Annotated in this window: 11 protein-coding genes and 1 rRNA gene; 3 read left to right on the top strand and 9 right to left on the bottom strand. The window is 62.8% G+C overall.

What is annotated here, in order from left to right; genetic code table 11:
• Positions 1 to 99: 99 nt before the first annotated feature.
• From G559_RS0119755 to G559_RS0119735, 5 genes are all read right to left on the bottom strand, one after another.
• Positions 100 to 2,424 (bottom strand): DUF6160 family protein, encoded by a 2,325-nt coding sequence (locus G559_RS0119755; protein ID WP_028629905.1) that lies wholly within the window; start codon positions 2,422 to 2,424, stop codon positions 100 to 102.
• Positions 2,425 to 2,434: 10 nt separating this feature from the next.
• The gene (locus G559_RS0119750) at positions 2,435 to 3,043 is read right to left on the bottom strand and encodes a DUF6160 family protein (protein ID WP_028629904.1); all 609 of its coding nucleotides are present in this window, start codon (positions 3,041 to 3,043) and stop codon (positions 2,435 to 2,437) included.
• Positions 3,033 to 4,061 (bottom strand): hypothetical protein, encoded by a 1,029-nt coding sequence (locus G559_RS0119745; protein ID WP_028629903.1) that lies wholly within the window; start codon positions 4,059 to 4,061, stop codon positions 3,033 to 3,035. The genes G559_RS0119750 and G559_RS0119745 overlap by 11 nt, the downstream gene beginning before the upstream one ends.
• Before the next feature lie 2 nt (positions 4,062 to 4,063).
• Complete coding sequence (locus tag G559_RS0119740; RefSeq protein ID WP_028629902.1) at positions 4,064 to 5,110, bottom strand: DUF6160 family protein; 1,047 nt, start codon at positions 5,108 to 5,110, stop codon at positions 4,064 to 4,066.
• Positions 5,111 to 5,284: 174 nt separating this feature from the next.
• Entirely contained in the window at positions 5,285 to 5,893 is a 609-nt protein-coding gene (locus tag G559_RS0119735) for a hypothetical protein (RefSeq protein ID WP_028629901.1), read from the bottom strand.
• A gap of 236 nt (positions 5,894 to 6,129) precedes the next feature.
• Here G559_RS0119735 and mksB point away from each other — a divergent pair, with 236 nt between their 5' ends.
• Genes mksB through mksF form a run of 3 tightly spaced genes read left to right on the top strand, consistent with a single transcriptional unit; the run spans position 6,130 to position 10,930 of the window.
• Entirely contained in the window at positions 6,130 to 7,389 is a 1,260-nt protein-coding gene (mksB, locus tag G559_RS0119730) for an Mks condensin complex protein MksB (RefSeq protein ID WP_028629900.1), read from the top strand.
• Complete coding sequence (gene mksE, locus G559_RS0119725; RefSeq protein WP_028629899.1) at positions 7,389 to 8,099, top strand: Mks condensin complex protein MksE; 711 nt, start codon at positions 7,389 to 7,391, stop codon at positions 8,097 to 8,099. Before mksB ends, mksE begins: the two co-directional genes overlap by 1 nt.
• On the top strand, positions 8,096 to 10,930 hold the full coding sequence (gene mksF / locus G559_RS0119720; protein ID WP_028629898.1) for an Mks condensin complex protein MksF: 2,835 nt from the start codon (positions 8,096 to 8,098) through the stop codon (positions 10,928 to 10,930). Before mksE ends, mksF begins: the two co-directional genes overlap by 4 nt.
• Before the next feature lie 56 nt (positions 10,931 to 10,986).
• On the opposite strand, the gene G559_RS0119715 is transcribed toward mksF, so the two are convergent.
• The 4 genes from G559_RS0119715 to rrf form a co-directional block, all read right to left on the bottom strand.
• Complete coding sequence (locus G559_RS0119715) at positions 10,987 to 13,278, bottom strand: PqiB family protein (RefSeq protein WP_028629897.1); 2,292 nt, start codon at positions 13,276 to 13,278, stop codon at positions 10,987 to 10,989.
• Positions 13,271 to 13,894: a paraquat-inducible protein A gene (locus tag G559_RS0119710; protein ID WP_028629896.1), complete on the bottom strand. Its 624-nt coding sequence runs from the start codon at positions 13,892 to 13,894 to the stop codon at positions 13,271 to 13,273. Before G559_RS0119710 ends, G559_RS0119715 begins: the two co-directional genes overlap by 8 nt.
• Positions 13,881 to 14,543, bottom strand: a complete 663-nt coding sequence (locus G559_RS0119705) for a paraquat-inducible protein A (RefSeq protein WP_028629895.1) — start codon at positions 14,541 to 14,543, stop codon at positions 13,881 to 13,883. Before G559_RS0119705 ends, G559_RS0119710 begins: the two co-directional genes overlap by 14 nt.
• Positions 14,544 to 14,708: 165 nt before the next feature.
• A 5S ribosomal RNA gene (gene rrf, locus G559_RS0119700) occupies positions 14,709 to 14,824 on the bottom strand.
• Positions 14,825 to 15,027 lie beyond the last annotated feature (203 nt).

The raw sequence follows: 15,027 nt of genomic DNA, 5'->3' as shown, positions 1-15,027 counted from the left end.
TCGCCAAGGGCGGCGCAGCTGCCCTAACCCGCCATGCTGGGCAGCCCTTCGGCCTGCTTGGTGAATGAATTTGCCCCTACAGGCGTGCCTCCCAGAACTTCAATTGATCGGCGTGGCCGTCAAGTTCGCGCTGATATCCGCGTTCTGCACCTTGATGCCGTACATGGAGGTGACGGCGCCGCCCGTGGGGTGGACGTGTTGCAGGCGGTCGACGTTGATTTCCTTGAAGTGGATGCGGCCGTTCACCGCAAAGCCCAGCGGGTCGGGAGTGACGGGGGTGCAGCTGCCGCCGTTGTTGGTGCAGACCTTGGTCGGGGCAACGTCGAGGTTGAGGTCGGCGTTGAAGCCGTAGGTGTTGGCGTCGGGCTCGCTGGGGTTACCGTCGGAGGTGGAGAAGTTATCCACAACCAGTTGACTGCCGCTACCGGCAACGCCGTTGACGCGGTTGGTTTCCCAGACGATCTGGTTACGCTTCTCGTCGGTGGCCACGCCGTTGGTGGTGCTTTCGATGGCGGTATCGCGGACGAAGACGTTCTTCAGTTTCACCGACACCCCTTCATTGCCCCGATCTTCCCAACGGCCGCCACTGGCCGAGCAGGCTCCGGCATTGGCGCCGCTACCGCCGACACACAGGGCGCCCGCACCACCAGAGCTCACCGCCAGGGTGGAGCCCAGCTCAAAGCGTTTCAGTACCAACCGGCCAAGGCTGGTGCCGGTGGCGCGATCGCCCCAGCGCAGGTCACTGACCTCCAGCTTCGACCAGTAGGTGCCCTTACGCAGTTCGATGCCGTTGTTGCTCACGTCCACCGAGCCATCGCGGAAGTGCATGTCGTAGGTGGTGCCGGCCAGCCAGAGGCCCTTGCCGGTTTCATCCACCGTGATGGCAGCGCGGGCGTCGCTGAAGACGAAATCGGCGTTGTAGCGCAAGCCGTCGCCACTGCCCCCCCCCGGCAGCAGGGTGATCTGGCCATTCAGGGTGAAGTCGTAGGCCGGGAAGATCTCCATCAGCACCAGCAGTTCGGTGCCGCCCTGCAACGGCGCATCGGCCGAGCCGACGCGCAGGCCGTCGAAGCTGTAGCCGCCCTTGATGTTGGAAAGCCCAAGGCGCAGGCCGTCGAAATGACCGTTGTAGCTGCCCTTGCCCATGTCGCTCTGGGTGCCGGCGTAGCAACCGGTGCTGGCCCCGCCCGCGCAACTTTTGGTCAGGTCCACGGTGAGCTGGCCGGTGCCGTTGGTGCGCAGGCCGCTGAACCACATGCTGTTGCCGTTATCGGTGAGGGATACCGAGCTGTTGGCCATGTTCCAGCTGATATCGGCGGTCAGCCCCTTGGCACCCGAGTTGGGGTCGCCCCCCGGACGAAGCTTGAGCCAGTTCTGCTTGGCGCCGTCATCGGCGAAGTTGAGGTCGATGGCCAGGCTGCCGAGCTTCTGGTTGGTCGGGTTGCCGATGATCAGGCCGCCCAGGGTGGCGTTGAGCTTGAGGTCCTGGAAGGCCACCTGTGCATAACTGCCGCCCACGTCCTGGGCCAGGTCGATGGTCAGGCCACCGAGGCTGCGCAAGGTGCCGGAAAAGTTCTCGGCGCGCAGGATGCCTTCGTCCTGGTACTGGAACAGGCTGCTGCCGATGTTCAGGTCCGGGCGGATGCGAATGCCCTCGCCATTGGCGCCCCCGCTGGCGACGCTGAGGCTGCCGCCCAGGCGCAAGTCCATGCTCAGCTTGCCAAAGCTGCGGCTAGCGTTGGCGTCGCGCAGGTCCGGCGCGCCGGGCGTCGCGGGCGAGGCCGTGGGGTCGCCATGGGCAAGGTCGAGGCTGATGCCGCCGACGGTCCCGACGAAGCGGGCGTCCCCCAGGTTCAGCTTGACCTCCTGGCCCGTACCGCCGCTGACGATGTCCAGGTAGGCGTTGTCCAGGTAGGTGTCGAAGGACAGCCCTTTGACGATGAGGTCGAAGCCGTTGTCGCGGTAATAAAAGGTGACATCGGTAAGGGACAGCCGGCTGTCGTCCACCGCAATGCCACTGACGCCACTGGCCCCGCCGCCCTTGAGCTTCAAGATGGCGCCCAGGGTGTAGAAGGCGCGGAAGGAACCGAAGCTCTTGCTACTGCCGTCCATCTCGATGTTGTTCACCGCCAGCACCTGCGGGCTGGCGCTGTGCTGGACCTGCAACTGGCCATCCTGCACATCGAGGGTCGACTGGGACGTGCTGGTAGTGCCGCTGGCGGCGCGATTGCTCACATCCCGAAGGTTGAGGCTGCGGCCGTCCTGCGTGTAGCTGACGTTGCTGGCCGACCAGCCCTGGCTGGAGGTTTCCAGGCTGATGCCGCCCTGGCCGCTGACCGAGGCCATGGTGGAGTCGTCCAGAGCCTCCATGGCCAGGGCCTGGGAGGCGAAGAGCATGCCGAACAGCAAGGGGGCTGGGCGCATGGGCGGTTCCTCAGTTCTTCGGAAAGATCAGCACGCTGCCCTGCATGCGGATGGTGCCGTCGATTTTCGCCGAGAAGATATTGGTCTGCTGGTAGCTGGGATTGCCGCCGTTGGCGACGGTGCCGGACTTGTTCTGCCAGTCACCCTGGTTGGCCACGCCGAAGGCGAAGCTGCCGTTCTTGAAGCGCATCTCGTTGGGCAGGCCCAGCGCCAGCACATCCTGGTTGAAGGCCGCACCGTCGCCACCGAAACCGCTGTTGATCAGTCGGGTGTTCAAGGTCAGGCCCTCGAAGCTGAAGATGCCCTTGAGGTTGTCCAGCACATACCAGCCGCCATTGGCCTCGGAACGGATGGCGATGCGCAGGCCGCAACTTTCCGGGGTGGCGGCGCCAGCGATGGCGCAGCTGCGCTCGTTGGCCGTCCATGTGGCCGGGTTGTTGGACGCCGGTGTATTCCAGAGCACGCCACCGTTCTTGTTGATGCTGAATTCGCCAGAGAGGTACACCCCGCCCTGCCCGCTCATCTGGCTCAGGTCGGCATCCTCGAGCGCTTGCAGTTCAGCTCTGGCCAGCATGGGAAGTACCAGCAACGTTGCCAGGTAGAGCGCCCTAGAGGTCATGGCTGGTCACCTTCAGGTAATTGATGCTGAGGCCCTGGATGGCGTTGTAGCCGAAGTTGTAGCCGCCGCTGTTGAAGCTGCCGCTACCGGTCTGGAGGCTGTTGATGACGATGTTGGTGCGCGGCGCGTTGGCGTAGAAGTCAGCAGCCAGGGCGTCTTTCTGCGCCTGGGTGGTGCCGGACGCCGTCGGGTTGGGCAGCTCCAGCACGAACTGGCCGTTGCTGCTCACGTCGAACAGCAACGGCTGGCTCTTGCCATAGCCGAGAGAGATATTGGCATAGGCGTTGTTGAGGAAGATGGTGCGGTCGCGCTGTTCGGTCGCGGTGCTGCAACCGCTGGTGCCGGCCGCGCAGCTCATGATCTGCAGGCTTTTGGCGAAGAGGTTGATGCGCGCCTCGCCGACCATCTGGTTGCGGCTGCTGTCACCCCACAGGCGCAGGTAGGAGCCATCCATCGCCAGTTCGGCGAAGTCCAGGTTGAGGATATCGGTGCGTCCGGCAGCCACCTGGAAGTCAAAGCGAATCCCCAGGTCGACCTTTTCGCTGGCCCGGCTGGAGCAGCTGTTGCCGGCACCGGCGAAACCGCCAATGCAGGGTTGGCCGGCAGCACCGGTCAGCCGCTCGGGAAACATGAATTCCAGGACAGTGACATTGCTCGGGGTGGTCTGCACCCACTGCCCATCGTCGCGCAGGGTCCGCATGTCTTCGCCCTTGGCCAGGTTAAGGGCGAAGGGATGGTCGAGCCGTCCGATGGTCACCGGGCTCAAGTTCGCCCCTTTGTTGCTGCCGGCGGCGCCAAGGTAGAACTCCTTCACCGCGATGGGGACGTTCTGCTTGGCGGCGTTGGTGATGTCATTGATGGTGATGGTGGCGTTATTGGCATCCAGCAGGACCTGATCCAGCACGAAGCCGATTCCGGCACCGTCCACATTGGAGAGCTCCGCGTCATCCAGCGCCTTGAGTTCAGCCTGTACTGTGGCGGCGGCCAACGACAGCAGGATCACGACGGTTCTGCGCATGCTCAGCACCCCGCGGTGGCTGTGCCCAGGCAGGTGTCCTGCCGCGGGATGCCATTGAACGCCTGCTCGAAGTCGATATTGATCGGCGATACCAGGTTGCCGTTGGCGTCGCGGTACTTGGGCATGTTCATGAAAGCGCCCTTGAGGGCGGTCATGAAGGCGTTCTGGTCCATGTCCTTCCACGCCAGGTCCTGGGTCTGGAAGGAGATGAAGAAGCCCTTCGCCGCGCCCTCCATGGTGTTCATGTTGCTGATGTTGCCCACCGGCAGGGATTTGAAGTCGCTGAGCGGGAAGCAAGTATTAAGGGAGAGGATGCCGCAACCGCTGGACTTGAACAGGCTGAGCAGAGCGTCGGAGAGGCCGCCGAGGTTACAACCGCTGACGCAACTCAGCGCCGTGCCATTGGTGAGGCCGGCCATGCCACCGCGTACCGGATCGGCGTTGCCGCTGGAGTTCACCAGGGTGGCGTCGGCCTGCAGCTTGGTCGAGTCACTGATACCGGCCAGCGCCAGGAGGAACTGATCGAACCCCGAAGCCTTGTCGATAATGGGCTTGGCGGTGCCGGTGATGTGCACCGGGATGTTCCCGGTCAGGCTCTGGATATCCCCCGACAACACGCCCTTGGCCTCGCCGAAGCCAATGCGCACACCCACCACCTTGTTGCCGGAATAGGCCAGTTCGACGAAGGGATCGGCGATACGGAATGGGTTAACCGAGCCGTCCGCATTCACGGTGCCAAGGGCGAAGTTGTTGATGAGGATGTCGGACGAACCGGCGACTTCCCCCGCCCGGGTAACGGAGTCGTCGTACTGGCCGAGCTGGAGCTTCTTCATGTTCAGCTGGGTGTCGACGTTCACCCCGAAGTTGACGCGGGTGTAGTTGATCCCGGCATTGGCATCGGTGGTCAGGTTGATGAAGGCCTGGCCGGTGATGTTGGACAGTTCGCTGTCGGCCAGCTCCTCCATTCGCGCCTGGGCGGTGGACGTGGAGAACACCCCGGCAAGAAGAATGGCTTTCAGCGACCAGGCGGGCAGCGGATTCGAACGCATGGCGACATCCCTGATTGTTCTTGTATGGGCAAGCGACGAAGACTCGTCCCCTTTCTAGCCACTATAGGGAGGCAAGCCAGGAAGCGTCCCGACCCATAGTCGAGTTGAGGGGGCTTGTCAGGAAGTCGCCGACGGACAGCTGTTACCCATCGCAACAAAGGGGTAACGCAGAGGTCAGCCCTGGCGGAACAGGCCGATCAGGTGATCGGCGATGGCGCCCTTGATGTTCGAGACCTCCAGCCGGGAGTTGCGTCCCAGGCGGCTCGTATCAATGCGATGCAGGTGCAGCGATGGCATGCGTGCCTCGTACTCGCGCAGGTCGCCTTTGACCAGCACCGGCAGGAACTGCTCACCCCGCGACTGGTAACGCTGGATCAGCAGCCTCAGGCCGTCGTGGAAGGGCAGCTCGTAGGAAGGACTCAGGCGGTGTTCGCCGGGGATCTTCAGGTAGAGGCCGGTCGAGCCCAGCACTTCGCCAGGCAGGATATGGATGCCGGTGGGCAACACGGCGTCGGCGGGAATCTCATGGAAGGTGTCGTGCCAGGCCATCTCGTCGGGAAGGATGGTGATGCTGCCGTGCTCCTCGTCGGGCACCACGAAGCTGTAGCGGCTGTAGAGCTTCTCCACGTAGCCCGAATAGACGCACAGGCGGTTTTCGAAGTGCAGCAGGAAGTCGATGGCTTCCTGGCGATTGGTGATGGCGTCGAGCTCCCAGTCCAGGTCGGTCTGGCGTTCCAGCTCTGCCCAGCGGGCGTCAGCGATCAGTGCGGATTCGGGGCTCATGGGTTCTGCGGTCGGGCAGCGGACAATCCCCTAACGCAGAAAACATGCCAAGGAATTCAAACACTTGAATGGGACCTGTAGCCTTCTTCGGCAGGCTTAATGGCACGATGCCAGTCGTAAACTGCCAAAAAACGTCAGTCCGCGACGGGTGTCGCTCCTCTGATCGGTTGAAGCTCAATCGCCGCCAGCAACCTGAAGTACAATCGCCTCTTTTTTCAGCGAACCCCGGCCAATCGATGATCGATCCCAAGCGCGTATTGCGCGCCCTAGCCGAACACTGGACGTTGCTCGAGCCGCTCTGCGAGCGCTTCGATGCCGGCACCCTGAGCCTGGTGGAACTGCGCGTGCAGCTCGCCGGCCAGTTGCCGGAGGGCACGCCCACCGACGTGACAGCCCTGCTCGACCTCTGGGTGCGCCTGGACATCCTGGTTCCCGTGGCCAAGAGTCCGAACCGCTTCGAGCTGAACGCGCAAATCCACGACTTCCTCGCCTACCTGCGGCGCGAACACCGCCTCGGCCTGTGCCTGGAAATCGAAGCCTACCTGCGCCACCTGGAACGCCTCGCCGGCTACATCCAGGAAGCCTTCGAGATCCGCGACGGCAACGACCTGGCGCGCCAGCTGCGCCTGCTCGACATGCGTGTGCGCGACGTCCTGAAGAAGCTCGATAACGACGAACAGGCCCTGGTGGCCGTGGCCGATCGCGCCAAGACCAGCGACCGGCAGATCCCTCTGCGCCAACGCTACGCCGAAGTACTGGCGACCTGGGACGAATACGTTGAACCGATGATCCAGCTGGTCGCCGCCGATGGCGCCTTCGAACAAGGCGTGCGCCGTGTCGAGCAAGTGCTGCTGCGCCTGCTCGGCGAGCAACAACGCCTGGGCCAACTGGTGGACGACGACCTGGTACTGCGCACCCACGCGCGCATCCTGGAAATGCAAACCAGCGCCCAGCTGACCCTGCGCAAGGCCCGGGAACTGCTGCTGCCGCTGCGTGAGGAAGCACGCCGGCACAACGCCGTGACCCGTGGCGCCGCCCTGGCCCTGTCGGTGATCCGCAAGAAGGGCCTGGATGCCGTGCCTCAAGCAGCCATGCCGCTGTTCACCCGGCCGCAGACCACCTTCCTCGGCAGCGGCTCGCAGGTGGAGGCTTACGTCTACGCCCTGGCTCGCTTCCAGCCGAAACCGGCGCACTTCCCGAAATCCGGCGGAACACGCAAGGCCACTGCACCGCGCTCACCGAAGACCGCGCGGGAAATGCTCGACCGTTGCGAGCAGGCCCTGCCGCTACCGGACCTGATGGTCTGGCTGCTGGAGCAGGAGCCCGACGGCGCCACCGACGAACTCCTCTACTGGTTCTCGCGCCTCTCCCGCGATTCGCGCTTCTCGCGCGATCGCCTGGAGCGCCGTGACTACCTGACCGCCGAGCACCAGGTCAGCCTGAGCTCCTACGCCCTGATCAAGAGCCAACCCGCCGCGGCCGAGAAGACTTCCTGATGAATATCGACCTGAAAGAAATGACCCAGCTGGCGCCCATCTTCCGCGAGCTGTTCAAGGGCTACCACCTCTCCCGCAGCGAGCCGGAGTGCTATGCCCAGCTGTCCACCATGCAGGACCAGTACCGCGCCCTGTTCAAGGGCCTCGGCTTCGAGCTGGTCTGCGACCCGCGTGGTTTCTACTACTTCGTGCCCGAGCAGATGGGCGCCCAGGTGAACAAGACCGCGCAGCGCCTGGCGTTGTTCACCTTCATCCTGGTGGAGCACCTGGCCGACCAGGGCCGCGACCCGCTTTCCGTGCTCGATGGCGGCAGCATCGGCCGCGACGAACTGCCGGCCCTGCTGGAGAAGTACCGCGACCTGTTCATGCAGGCCGAGGTGACCACCCATGAAGAGCTGGAAGAAAAGGTGATCCGCCGTCTCACCCAGCTGGGCTTCGCCGAGGACAGCAACGGCATTTACCGCTTCCTGCCGCCGATGCACCGCTTCCTGGACGTGTGCCTGGCCGTGCAACACGACCGCGACCTGGCTGCCAGCCTGCACAGCACCGACCTGGAACTGCGTGCCCCAGTGCTCATGGATGACGACAGTGGCGACACGATCATCCCCATCGACACCCCTGAAATCGTCGAAGAATCCACAGAGTCAGAAGAAGACGCCCTGGCCCGCGCCATGGCCGAAGAACGCGCAGCCCAGGAGGAAGACGCATGAGCCAGGAACGCTACGGCATCCGCCGCTTCGCCCTGCTGAACACCGCCGGATACAGCCTCGGCCTGTTCCCGTTGGAAACCCCGCTGTCGATCTACGGCGCCAACAACCTCGGTAAATCGGCGTCGATCAACGCGCTGCAGTTCCCGATCCTGGCGCGCATGTCGGACATGAGCTTCGGCAAGTACAGCCTGGAGCAGTCGCGCAAGTTCTACTTCGCCACCGATACCAGCTACATCCTCGTTGAAGTCTCCCTGCCCCACGGCCCCCACGTGATCGGCGTGGCCGGTCGCGGTCCGGGCGGCGGCTTCGGCCACCAGTTCTTCGCCTACCGTGGCGAACTGAACCTGGAGCACTACCAGCGTGACGGCACCTGCCTGCGCCAGCGCGAGCTGTTCAACAGCCTGGAACGCGAAGGCATCAAGGCCTACGAACTCAAGCCCGATGAGCTGCGCCGCCTGCTGGTGGGTGGTCACACGTCGATCCCGCTGGACCTGACGCTGATCCCGCTGCGCTCTACCAGCGAACAGAGCCTGAAGACCTTCCGCTCGCTGTTCATCAACCTGCTGCACATGCGTGAAATCACCGCGGCCAAGCTCAAGCAACTGTTCCTCGATGCCTTCGAGCACAGCCTGCGCTCAGGCAGCGTGGACTACATCGCTGCCTGCGAAGAGGCCTTCCGCGACGTACGCCGCATGGAGCAGGACTATCAGGCGCTGGTCTCCGCCGGCCCGCTGGTGGAAGCCCTGGCCAATGGCGTGGGGCAGCGCGAAATTCTGCGCGGCAAGCTGCACCGCATCTCCCCGTTGCTGGATTCGCTGCTGGGCACCTGGCAGGACTACTCCGGCGCCCGCCGCGAGGAGCTGGTGATCCAGGCCGAGCACTACCGCAACGAACAGGACGGCCTGCAGAGCGAACAGCGTGGCGGCACCCAGGAAATGATGCGTCTGGAGCGCGCCATCACCGAGAACCAGCGCTGGCTGGGTGAGCTGGCGGTACTGAAGAACCGCTTCGCTCTTGTGGAAAACGCCAAGGTGCTGGAGCAAGCGCTGCTCGCCGCCAAGGACGCCCACGACGAACTCGCCGGCGCCCTGGCGCAATCCCGCCAGTTCTCCGCCGAGGATCTGGACGAACGCCTGCGCGACCTGGAAAAACGCCTGAAGGCGGTCAAGCAGCAGCTCGACCACGCCGACAACAACAGCTACTCGCGCCTGCGCGAAGAGTTCTCCCAGGCGGACGTGGACCGCCTGATGCGCTTGTTCAACGGCCAGCTGTTCAGCCTGCCGCTGGGTGAGAAAGGCATCCAGCTCGACGACGGCGAAGCCTGGGTGAAAACCCTGGAAACCGTGCTCGACCAGTTCAAGGGCAGCCAGTTCGAAGTACCGGGCCTGTCCATCGACCTGTCCCACATCGAGCCGCCGGCCCTGCAGGCCCTGGCCGACCGCGCCGCCCTGCGCGACCAGAAGGACCGCCTGGAGCGCGAGCTGAAGCAGCTCAAGACCCAGCAGTCCGTGGCAGCCGACCGCGCCGCGAGCAAGGCCCAGGCCGAGAAGCTGTACCAGGACGTGCTGGACGCCCAGAAAGCCCTGGAAGACTTCCGCAAGTCCCAGACCCTCAGTGCCGAAGAGCCGGCCAAGCTGGAAGAGCTGGCGCAGCTGGAAGCCACCCAGGACGAGCTCAAGCGCTCCGCCGACGCCTTCACCGAACGCGTCCAGCAGCTCTCCGCCAAGCTGCAACTGGTGGGTCGCCAGCTCGCCGACCTGGAAGCCAAGGAACGCACCCTGGAAGACGCCCTGCGCCGCCGCCAGCTGCTGCCCGCCGACCTGCCCTTCGGCAAGCCCTTCATGGACCCGGTGGACGACAGCCTGGACAACCTGCTGCCGCTGCTCAACGACTACCAGGACACCTGGCAGGCGCTGCAGCGCATCGACGGCCAGATCGAGGCGCTCTACGCCCAGGTCCGCCTCAAAGGCGTGGCCAAGTTCGACAGCGAAGACGACGCCGAGCGCCGCCTGCAGTTGCTGATCAACGCTTATGCACATCGCCAGGACGAAGCCCTGACGCTGGCCAAGGCACGCCGCGCTGCAGTCACCGACATCGCCCGGACCCTGCGCAATATCCGCAGCGACTACGACAACCTGGAACACCAGCTGGCTCTGTTCAACCGCGAGATCAACAAGCGCCAGGTGTCCAACCTCTCGAGCTTCCGCATCGTCCTCGCGCCAAACAAGGATGCCCTGCGCCATATCGATCAGATCATCCATAGTGCCGGCCAGTACGAGGAGGGCGAGACCCTATCGGTCTTCGACCTGACCAACTCGAGCGACCAGGATGCGAAGAACGAAGAGGCCAAGGAATACCTGGCGCGCCTGGTGGCTGCCAACGGCAACCAGCTGGGCCTGAAAGACCTGTTCGAACTGGCCTTCGAGATCACCAAAGTGCACGGCCAGCCGGTCATTCACACCGATATCGACGGTGCCGCCTCCAACGGCACCACGATGACCATCAAGGCGCTGACCAACATGTACCTGTTGCTGCACCTGATGGACCGCGAGCAAGCCGGCCGCATTCGCCTGCCCTACTACCTGGACGAGGCGGCAGACATCGACGAGCGCAACCAGCAGGCGCTGATCGAAACTAGCCAGCAACTGGGCTTCACACCCATCCTCGCGTCGGTTAAGCCGCAGGTATCGGCCAACGTCGCCATCGACCTGGAAGGCGGCAGTGGCCCGAACGGCATCTACATCGATGAGGCGGACTGGAAGTTCATCAAGCGTCGCGACGTGGCTACCGCCACCCAGGATGCGAAGGACGAGGCGGCCGTACCCGCCTGACCCTTTCGCCAGAAAGCAAATGGGCCGCAATTGCGGCCCATTTGTTTGTTGCGTGGTTACTTCGCCAAAGGAATCTTCGGCGACCAGGTCAGCCACTCGTCCTCGGCATCGTCATGCAGGGCGAAGGTCTGGCCATTGAGTGCGGCGTTGCCCATCTGTCCTTCGTTCGGAGTGGCGAAGGAAATCCCGCCCTCAACCAAGGACTCCAGAGAGCCGGTTCGCACCTTCACGCCATCGAACAGGCTGGCATCCACTCCGACACCGCTGGTGTGCCAGAAGCGGCTGCCGCTGTGCACCAGGGGCGCGTAGCGCTGCTCGATGAGTACATGGATGAAGACGCGGTCGGCAGTCTTACCCAGCTCGTAGGAAAGCACTTTGCCCACGGGTACTTCGCGGTAACTGACGATCACGCCCGGTTTGAGGGAGCCACGGCGCGGCGCGCTGAGGGTGATGCGCAAGCCCTCCTCGCGGGCGACCGGATCCGGCGATTCGGCCAGTGCAGTGAAGCGCGTCTGCGCAGCCCCAGGCATGGCAGCCGGCAGGACTTCCAGATACTGGCCGCTGACGAGCGTGTCCAGGTTGGCCGTTCGCAGTAGGCCGAGCTCCGGACGTACCACCCAGAACTGGCTCCCGGCACGAGCGATGCGGTCGTCTGCCTGGGTGAGGCGAGCCTTGACCACTACGCCAGAGAGGTCGTTGCTCAGGTTCACCGACTCCACCTCGCCCACATCGATGCCCTTGAAGCGGATCGGCGTGCCTTCCTTGATGCCTTCAGCCTGGGGAATGGCGATCTCGATGACAGTACCCTTCTCGATGGCCAGGGCTTCATTGTCGAACAGCGTAAAGCGGCGCGGCCGGGTGACAAGCTTGGCCTTCGGGTCCGGTGTGGTGAAGGTGATGCCGCCCGACAACAGGGTCTGCAGCGATTCGCTCTTCACTTCGACGCCCGACAGACCGCCTTTGAGGGTGATACCGCTGGAATTCCAGAAACGAGTGGACTCGTTCACCAGCTTGGTGAACTCGGGTTCGATGTGGACACCGATTACCACGCGCCGCTGATCACGGGACAGTTGATAGCTCTGCACGCTGCCCACGCGCATCTGACGGAACAGGATCGGGCTACCGACTTCCAGGGAGCCGAGGCGATCGCTGGTCAGCACCAGGTGCAGGCCAGGTGCATCGGTATTAAGCGGCGGCGCCTTGGGTCGAACCTTGAACTCCCGGGTCGGCGTACCCTCCTTGGCAAAGCGCACGGCAATGTAGTTGCCCTTCACCAGGGCCTCGATACCGGTGATGCCTGCCAACGAAATCGACGGCTTCACCGTCCAGAATTCGGTGCCGTCGACAAGATAGTCCTCGGTACGTGGCTCCATGGTCAGCTCGGCGGTGGCGCCGGTGAAGTCCTTGTCCATATCCAGCTTCTTCAGGGTGCCGACCTGCACACCGTTGTACATCACCGGCGTGCTACCCGGGCTGAGGCCGCTGACGTCATCCATGCGCAGCAGCACCCTAAGGCCGGCTTCGGCAGACTCGAAGCCGTCATACAGGCGGAACGGGATGCTGGGGTCGGTGGGAGGGCTGTCCTGGCGGTGCTCTGGGGTCGCGAACGCTATGCCACCGGCCATGATGCTGAGCACGGACTCAGTGCGGATCTTCACGCCTGCCAATCCCGCGGTAACGTTGAGGCCACTGGCATTCCAGAAACGCGTGTGCTTGCGCACCAGATGCGCATAAGGCTGTTCGATGTGTACCTTGATTTCGACCGTGCGCTGATCTTCGGCCAATTGGTAACTCTTCACCTGGCCAACCTGGATCTGTCGGTAATAGACCGGGCTGCCCTGCTCAAGGGACCCCAGGCGTTCAGCCTTCAGGGTAAGGTGCAGACCGGGCAGCGAGTCGGACAGTGGCGGTGGTTCGGGCAGCGCGATATATCGCCGCGCCGCCTCCCCCTTCACGGGATCGATGGCGATATAGATACCGGAGACCAGGGTTTCCAGTCCGGTGACACCAGCGAGGGAAACGCGCGGACGTACCAGCCAAAAACGGGTGTCCTTGCTGAGGTAAGGCTCGGCTTCCTTCATCACCTCAACCGTGGCCACCACACCTTTGATGTCATCGCTGACATGCAGGTCGACCACCTTCCCCACCTGGATCCCCTTGTACATCAGTTGGGTCTTACCCACCTGAATACCATCGCCGTTCTCGAAGCGAATCTGAATCTCGATGCCTGCTTCGCTCATGGCCTTCCAGGCCAGCCAGAGGCCAATGAGCAGCGCCACCAGCGGTAGTACCCAGATTGCGGACCAGCTCGTGGTTTTGCGGGTTTTCGGGGTTGGCAACTCAGGCATTCTCGTCGTCCATATCAGTGTTGTCCCAGATCAGTCTGGGGTCGAAGGTCACTGCCGCGATCATGGTGGTCACCACGACACTGGCGAAGGCCGCCGCTCCCAGGTTGGCTTCGATGCTGGCCAAGTTGCCGAAGTTCACCAACGCCACGAGGATGGCAATGACAAAGATATCCAGCATTGACCATCGGCCAATCCATTCGATGAAGCGATACATCAGGATGCGCTGACGCGGCGACATGGGCAGTCGCCGTTGCACGGAGTAAAGCAGCAGCGCAATCCCTACCAGCTTGAAGGTGGGCACGAGGATGCTGGCAACAAAAACCACCAGCGCGATTGGCACCATCTCGGCATGAATCAGTTCCAGCACGCCGCCCATGATCGTAGAGGGGGACCCGTTGCCAAAGAAGTTCACCGTCATGATTGGCAGTACGTTGGCCGGGACATAGAGGATCGTAGCCGTAATCAGTAGCGCCCAGGTTCGAACGATACTGTTGGGTCGCCGTGGGTACAGTACTGCGCCGCAACGGCGGCAGTTGCCATGATCCTCATCCGAGCCTGGACGATTCAACTGGTGGCATTCGTCGCAGACGATAATGCCGGCATCAATGGCGCGCATGAGTTTCTCCTTCAGCTTCCAGCGCATCCCAGACCTGATGCGGCGACATGGTCACCTCGAGCCATACCTGAGACAGCAGCAAGCCAATGAAGCAGGCCAGACCGATACCAAGATGCAGGTCGGCCAGATCGATCAGTTTCACGATGGAAACCAGAATCCCCATGAGGTAAACCTCGAGCATCCCCCACTCCCGCAAATGGTGATAAAGCCGATAGAGCACCAGTCCCAGGCCAAGTGCGCGGCGCGTTTTGATGCAGACCAGCACGGTCAGTTGGCAGAGGAGCTTGATCAGAGGGATGACCATGCTGCAGAGGAACACCAGCACCGCGACGGATCCCATACCGGTGTTGTAGAGGCCAACAACGCCTGTCCAGACCGTGTCATGGGTCGTCTGCCCAAGCAGGTTGAGTTTCATTATGGGAAGGAAATTGGCCGGGACGAACAGCAGCAACGCGGTCAACACCAAGGCCATGGCACGACGCTCCATCTTGGAACGGTGCACCACCAGTTCATAGCCGCACCTGGGGCAACAGGCTTTCTGTTCTTCATCAAGGTCCGGGCGGCGCATCAACAGATCGCATTCGTGGCAGGCGATCAGGTCGTGCAAAGGAAGGTCGGAAAGCGGGCGTTGTTCAGCCTGTTCAGGCATGGTGGTAAGGCTCTCGAGGTATCGCGGCTATTCTAGACGAGCGGAGCGCCGGCGGTTGCGATTCAAGAGTTTCTGGGCGCTACCAACTTCGTGAGTCGGCAAACTTTCTCCGGCGCAAAGACAAACCCCCGAACCGTTTTCACGATTCGGGGGTTTGGGATAGAAGCTTGACGATGACCTACTCTCACATGGAGAAGCTCCACACTACCATCGGCGATGCGTCGTTTCACTGCTGAGTTCGGGATGGGATCAGGTGGTTCCAACGCTCTATGGTCGTCAAGCAATTCGGTTGGGGCATCGTCTGGGACGCTACCCCGAATCAGGTATGTGACAGTCTGTTTTTGCGGTTCAGGCCAATTTTCGGTCTGTCGACTTCAACCAGTCGCACCCACAATCACCAGATTGTTTGGGTGTTATATGGTCAAGCCTCACGGGCAATTAGTATTGGTTAGCTCAACGCCTCACAGCGCTTACACACCCAACC

This window comes from Metapseudomonas resinovorans DSM 21078 (assembly GCF_000423545.1).
In the GTDB taxonomy this organism is placed as follows: domain Bacteria; phylum Pseudomonadota; class Gammaproteobacteria; order Pseudomonadales; family Pseudomonadaceae; genus Metapseudomonas; species Metapseudomonas resinovorans.
This window is presented reverse-complemented; position numbering and strand designations above follow the sequence as displayed.

Bases quoted from the DNA above. Each gene is read 5' to 3' on its own strand.
- G559_RS0119755 (WP_028629905.1), bottom strand. From the start codon at position 2,424: ATGCGCCCAGCCCCCTTGCTGTTCGGCATGCTCTTCGCCTCCCAGGCC.
- G559_RS0119750 (WP_028629904.1), bottom strand. From the start codon at position 3,043: ATGACCTCTAGGGCGCTCTACCTGGCAACGTTGCTGGTACTTCCCATG.
- G559_RS0119745 (WP_028629903.1), bottom strand. From the start codon at position 4,061: ATGCGCAGAACCGTCGTGATCCTGCTGTCGTTGGCCGCCGCCACAGTA.
- G559_RS0119740 (WP_028629902.1), bottom strand. From the start codon at position 5,110: ATGCGTTCGAATCCGCTGCCCGCCTGGTCGCTGAAAGCCATTCTTCTT.
- G559_RS0119735 (WP_028629901.1), bottom strand. From the start codon at position 5,893: ATGAGCCCCGAATCCGCACTGATCGCTGACGCCCGCTGGGCAGAGCTG.
- mksB (WP_028629900.1), top strand. From the start codon at position 6,130: ATGATCGATCCCAAGCGCGTATTGCGCGCCCTAGCCGAACACTGGACG.
- mksE (WP_028629899.1), top strand. From the start codon at position 7,389: ATGAATATCGACCTGAAAGAAATGACCCAGCTGGCGCCCATCTTCCGC.
- mksF (WP_028629898.1), top strand. From the start codon at position 8,096: ATGAGCCAGGAACGCTACGGCATCCGCCGCTTCGCCCTGCTGAACACC.
- G559_RS0119715 (WP_028629897.1), bottom strand. From the start codon at position 13,278: ATGCCTGAGTTGCCAACCCCGAAAACCCGCAAAACCACGAGCTGGTCC.
- G559_RS0119710 (WP_028629896.1), bottom strand. From the start codon at position 13,894: ATGCGCGCCATTGATGCCGGCATTATCGTCTGCGACGAATGCCACCAG.
- G559_RS0119705 (WP_028629895.1), bottom strand. From the start codon at position 14,543: ATGCCTGAACAGGCTGAACAACGCCCGCTTTCCGACCTTCCTTTGCAC.